At 41.6% G+C, this 3,597-nt stretch carries 4 protein-coding genes and 1 pseudogene; 2 read left to right on the forward strand and 3 right to left on the reverse strand.

From position 1 onward, the window contains the following. Nucleotides 1-170: 170 nt before the first annotated feature. The 3 genes from MCO_RS04130 to MCO_RS04140 all read right to left on the reverse strand — a co-directional run bounded on the left by MCO_RS04130 (nucleotide 171) and on the right by MCO_RS04140 (nucleotide 1,395). Nucleotides 171-368: a hypothetical protein gene (locus MCO_RS04130; RefSeq protein WP_007552787.1), complete on the reverse strand. Its 198-nt coding sequence runs from the start codon at nucleotides 366-368 to the stop codon at nucleotides 171-173. 6 nt (nucleotides 369-374) lie between these two features. Further along, complete coding sequence (locus MCO_RS04135) at nucleotides 375-764, reverse strand: hypothetical protein (protein ID WP_040298805.1); 390 nt, start codon at nucleotides 762-764, stop codon at nucleotides 375-377. Between the two features lie 313 nt (nucleotides 765-1,077). After that, entirely contained in the window at nucleotides 1,078-1,395 is a 318-nt protein-coding gene (locus MCO_RS04140) for an XRE family transcriptional regulator (protein WP_007552789.1), read from the reverse strand. A gap of 468 nt (nucleotides 1,396-1,863) precedes the next feature. Between MCO_RS04140 and MCO_RS04145 the strand changes: the two genes are divergently transcribed. Together MCO_RS04145 and MCO_RS11125 are read left to right on the forward strand one after the other, a co-directional pair. After that, nucleotides 1,864-2,925, forward strand: coding sequence for a YdaU family protein (locus MCO_RS04145; RefSeq protein WP_007552790.1), 1,062 nt, complete (start codon nucleotides 1,864-1,866; stop codon nucleotides 2,923-2,925). A gap of 1 nt (nucleotide 2,926) precedes the next feature. Continuing rightward, nucleotides 2,927-3,597 (forward strand): annotated as a pseudogene (locus MCO_RS11125) (DNA primase); the annotation flags it as partial.

Genomic DNA, 3,597 nt, shown 5'->3' on the forward strand with positions numbered 1-3,597 from the left:
TCTTTGCCCGCTCCTCCAAACCAACACCTCCCCCAAAAGCTAAAGCAAATACCTGAAACCTGCCCCCTCTCACCACCAGCGAAAAAAGCTTTAAAACCACCTCCTCCATTCAGAGGCTAAAATACCTTCCCAATGAAGTAACCTCTTCATGCATTGTCTCAAAAATCTCTTCAATCATGCAGAGACACGACGCAAAAATCATCTCGAAGATATTCTTCAGACAAATTTTTCGCGACACACTCTGCAGCTTCTCGTGTAATGAAAAGGATTGCGTTGTGTTTTTGTGGTTCGAGTCTGATGGTATTTTTGGTATTTCCAGCGTAGTAAAGTGGAATTCCCTGATAAAAAGTCTTGAGATAACTTGCCATAACTTTTCACCACCAGTAATCAGTCAAGACATCACATGGGCGCAAGCGATGCTGTTTTTCGTAAGAGCCATAGAGATTATCTTCATAATCGCACGCGACTTTATCCTCTAAACAAGCATGGTAAGCATCACTATTCAGAATAAATGGCTGGAGTTGCGTATTTTGTTCGTCGATTTCATGATTTGCGACGTAAAAATCAGCGAGTTGTTCACTCACATCCTCTGCATGAAGTGTGATAAGATCGAGGCGCAAGAGTCTCTGAACAGTTTGGTATTCTTCAATAAGTTCGAATACTTCTTCAATTTGGTCGAGTGGTCCCTCATAGGCATCACTCTTTTCTTCTTCACAAATAAATATGAGGATTTCATCCTCTTTAACGAATGGAATATTTTTCATAATTCCCCCCTTTTCGATAGTTGATAAAATACAGCTTTGTCTTGACAAGGCCGAATATACCATTAGTCTTATATCCTCTATGGGAGATATGTCAAATATTTTATCCTCAATAAAAGATACATTTTTAGTCTTTATGACGTTCAAACGGCACAGATGAATAAAAGCTTGTCATTATTTTATTCACCCTATGCCTTTGTGTTGTTCTCTATTTGTTCTTACTCAACGCAACCACAAACAGACAGGAGAGCTAAAATGAGTGATTTAGAACTAATAAAATACTGGAGCACTCTTGATTCAAAAACACAAAAAGAGTTTATTTTGATGCTTCGCCAGGTGGTCGCCGCAAAAGAGTCAGAATTGCCTGTCTTTCTTCAGGAGAAAGTTTTGAAATAAGTTCAATAAATTCTTTATCTTCAGAACTAGCACCTTCTCCATAAAGGATATAATTCATACTGATATTAATTTCATGACAAATCCGCGCAAGTGACTCAATTGTTGGCTCTTTCCCTTCAGAGAGAATGGAGTGGAGGTACCCTGCTCCTTTTCCTGCTGCAAGAGAAATAGATCGCTTTGACCGTCCACTTTTTTCAAATGCTGCTTTCAATCTTTGACGCCAACCATCAATATTCATAGTTTCACCATATAGCGCATCTTAAAAAAAAGACACGTCCTTTTGCAAAATGGACTTGCTTTATCCTCTAAAAAGGATAAAATTAAGTAAACAAATTTTACTTTTTGGAGGAGGTCCAAGCGTATTTTCGAATCATAAAAACAATCCACCACCCCAAAGAATGCAAAAAAGGCTCCCGAAAGCCCCCCCCCAAAAGACCATAGGTTTAGAAATATTGTCTTATTTATCCTTTGCTATCTACATAATCTCAAACTGTAAAGTTGCACGCACTTAAAGCACGTCTAATCATTGATTAAACTTCAAAGAAACACCTAAAACGCCATCAATTAACAAAATAAACCGCAACGAAATTGAACAACTTTGACTCAAGCGTTCCAACTTCAATCAAATGTCAATGCATACATAAAAGACGCTGTTCTCGGTTTTATTATGAAGAGAAATATAAAAAAGAAGAAAGTAGATTGAAACATGAAATACGCCAATCAACAAGAAACTCCTTACTATGAATCATCTAGGCTTCCTTATGTTTGTTGGTATCAGAATGATTTTCTAGGGGGAGTTCGCGGAATGCGTGCACACGAAATCGGAATCTATACGATTCTTCTCAACGAAATGTACGCCCGCGGTCGTCCTTTAGAGTTATCGGTAAAACGTTTAGCGCGTCTTTGCGGTTGTGACAAGCGAACTTTTACGAATGCTTTAGAAATGCTAATAGAAGAAGGAAAAATTTTAAATTTAGCGGGTGGTTTATGGAATAAGCGGTGTGAAAATGTATTTCAAGAGCGAGCAAAATTGCTTGAACAAAAATCCTTTGCGGGGCGTTCTTCGGCAAAAAAACGTAAAGAAATCAATGCTGAGATTCAACAACTGCGCAACGAGAGTGCAAGAGATGATAAACAAAACTTAGAAGCTCAGAAAGGAGAAGAAAAGGAAACACCTAACGGTGTTTTAGAAAAGAACTTTTTTTCTTTTCCTACAGCAAAGCAGGAGAAAATATCTGCGCACCCCTCTTCTCCTCTCCCATCTACAAAACCTTCTCCACTCCCGCCATCACAACAAGATGTCATAGAAAACCCTCCTGATGCTAACGAAGGTGGAGAGTCATCACACAACTCTAGCAAGAAGACTAAGAGCCTTCTTACCACAACAGCAAACACAAAAAACGCCCCCGAGACACACAGCAAAACCAAGATCCGCAAGACAATATCCCAAGGAGCAATCCCTAAAGGGCACCGTCTTCCAAGCGATTGGCAAGCAGATATCAATGCGGCAGTTTTGGAAGGTTTGAGTGAAGAGCAAGCCCGTTGGCAAGAAAAGAAATTTCGTGATTATTGGCATGCCAAAAGTGGCAAAGAAGCGCTTAAAGTCGATTGGCAAGCCACATGGCGCAACTGGTTTCGCCGAGAAATTGAGCGAATAAAGGAACAGCAGGAAAAACTTGCGATTTTTTCCTCTCATCCCTCTCTCACACCACGCAGCAGCAACGACGAAGCCCTCTACCGCAGTCTTATCAACTACCGTATATCTTAATATGAGCACAATTTTTGAGATCAAACAAAAGCTTATCTCCCAAGCGGGGACGATAGCAGAAATGCTGCTTCCACAAGGGCACAGACGGGGCAATAACTGGATTGTAGGCAATACACGTGGTGAAGCTGGTCAAAGTTTATCGGTATGCTTGAGAGGAGAAAAAGCAGGACTTTGGTATGATTTTGCAGAAGGCAAAGGAGGAGATCTTTTAGACCTATGGTGTGCAGTCAAAAGTATCAGCCTTTCTCAAGCACTAGAAGAAGCCCGCGCTACCCTCAATCTTACGCGTCCCAAACCCTTTATGGCCCCTCATCATTCCTATCGACGCCCTCCCCTTCCCAAAAGCAACACGCCACAGAATTTAGTAAAAACTTATCTCCACAAAGAACGCCGCATCCCCCTTGAGATTTTAAAGCGCTACCGCATAGGAGAGGATGGCGAAAAAATCATCTTTCCCTTTTATAAGCCAGACGGCACCCTTGCCCTCGTGAAAGAACGGTTAGCGCAAGCGGGAGCAAAACCAAAACCAACAGCAGCACAATGTGAACCGATTTTGTTTGGTTGGCAAGCTCTTTACTCCACTAACCACACACCCACCGCTAACCACGCACCCACCGCCAACCACACACCCACCACAAACCACACACCCACCGCCAACCACACACCCACCAC

It is taken from the genome of Bartonella sp. DB5-6, from assembly GCF_000278115.1.
Taxonomy (GTDB): Bacteria; Pseudomonadota; Alphaproteobacteria; order Rhizobiales; family Rhizobiaceae; genus Bartonella; species Bartonella refiksaydamii.

Excerpts from the sequence above, each read along its gene's own strand:
- MCO_RS04130 (WP_007552787.1), bottom strand. The coding sequence starts at position 368 with ATGGCAAGTTATCTCAAGACTTTTTATCAGGGAATTCCACTTTACTAC.
- MCO_RS04135 (WP_040298805.1), bottom strand. The coding sequence starts at position 764 with ATGAAAAATATTCCATTCGTTAAAGAGGATGAAATCCTCATATTTATT.
- MCO_RS04140 (WP_007552789.1), bottom strand. The coding sequence starts at position 1,395 with ATGAATATTGATGGTTGGCGTCAAAGATTGAAAGCAGCATTTGAAAAA.
- MCO_RS04145 (WP_007552790.1), top strand. The coding sequence starts at position 1,864 with ATGAAATACGCCAATCAACAAGAAACTCCTTACTATGAATCATCTAGG.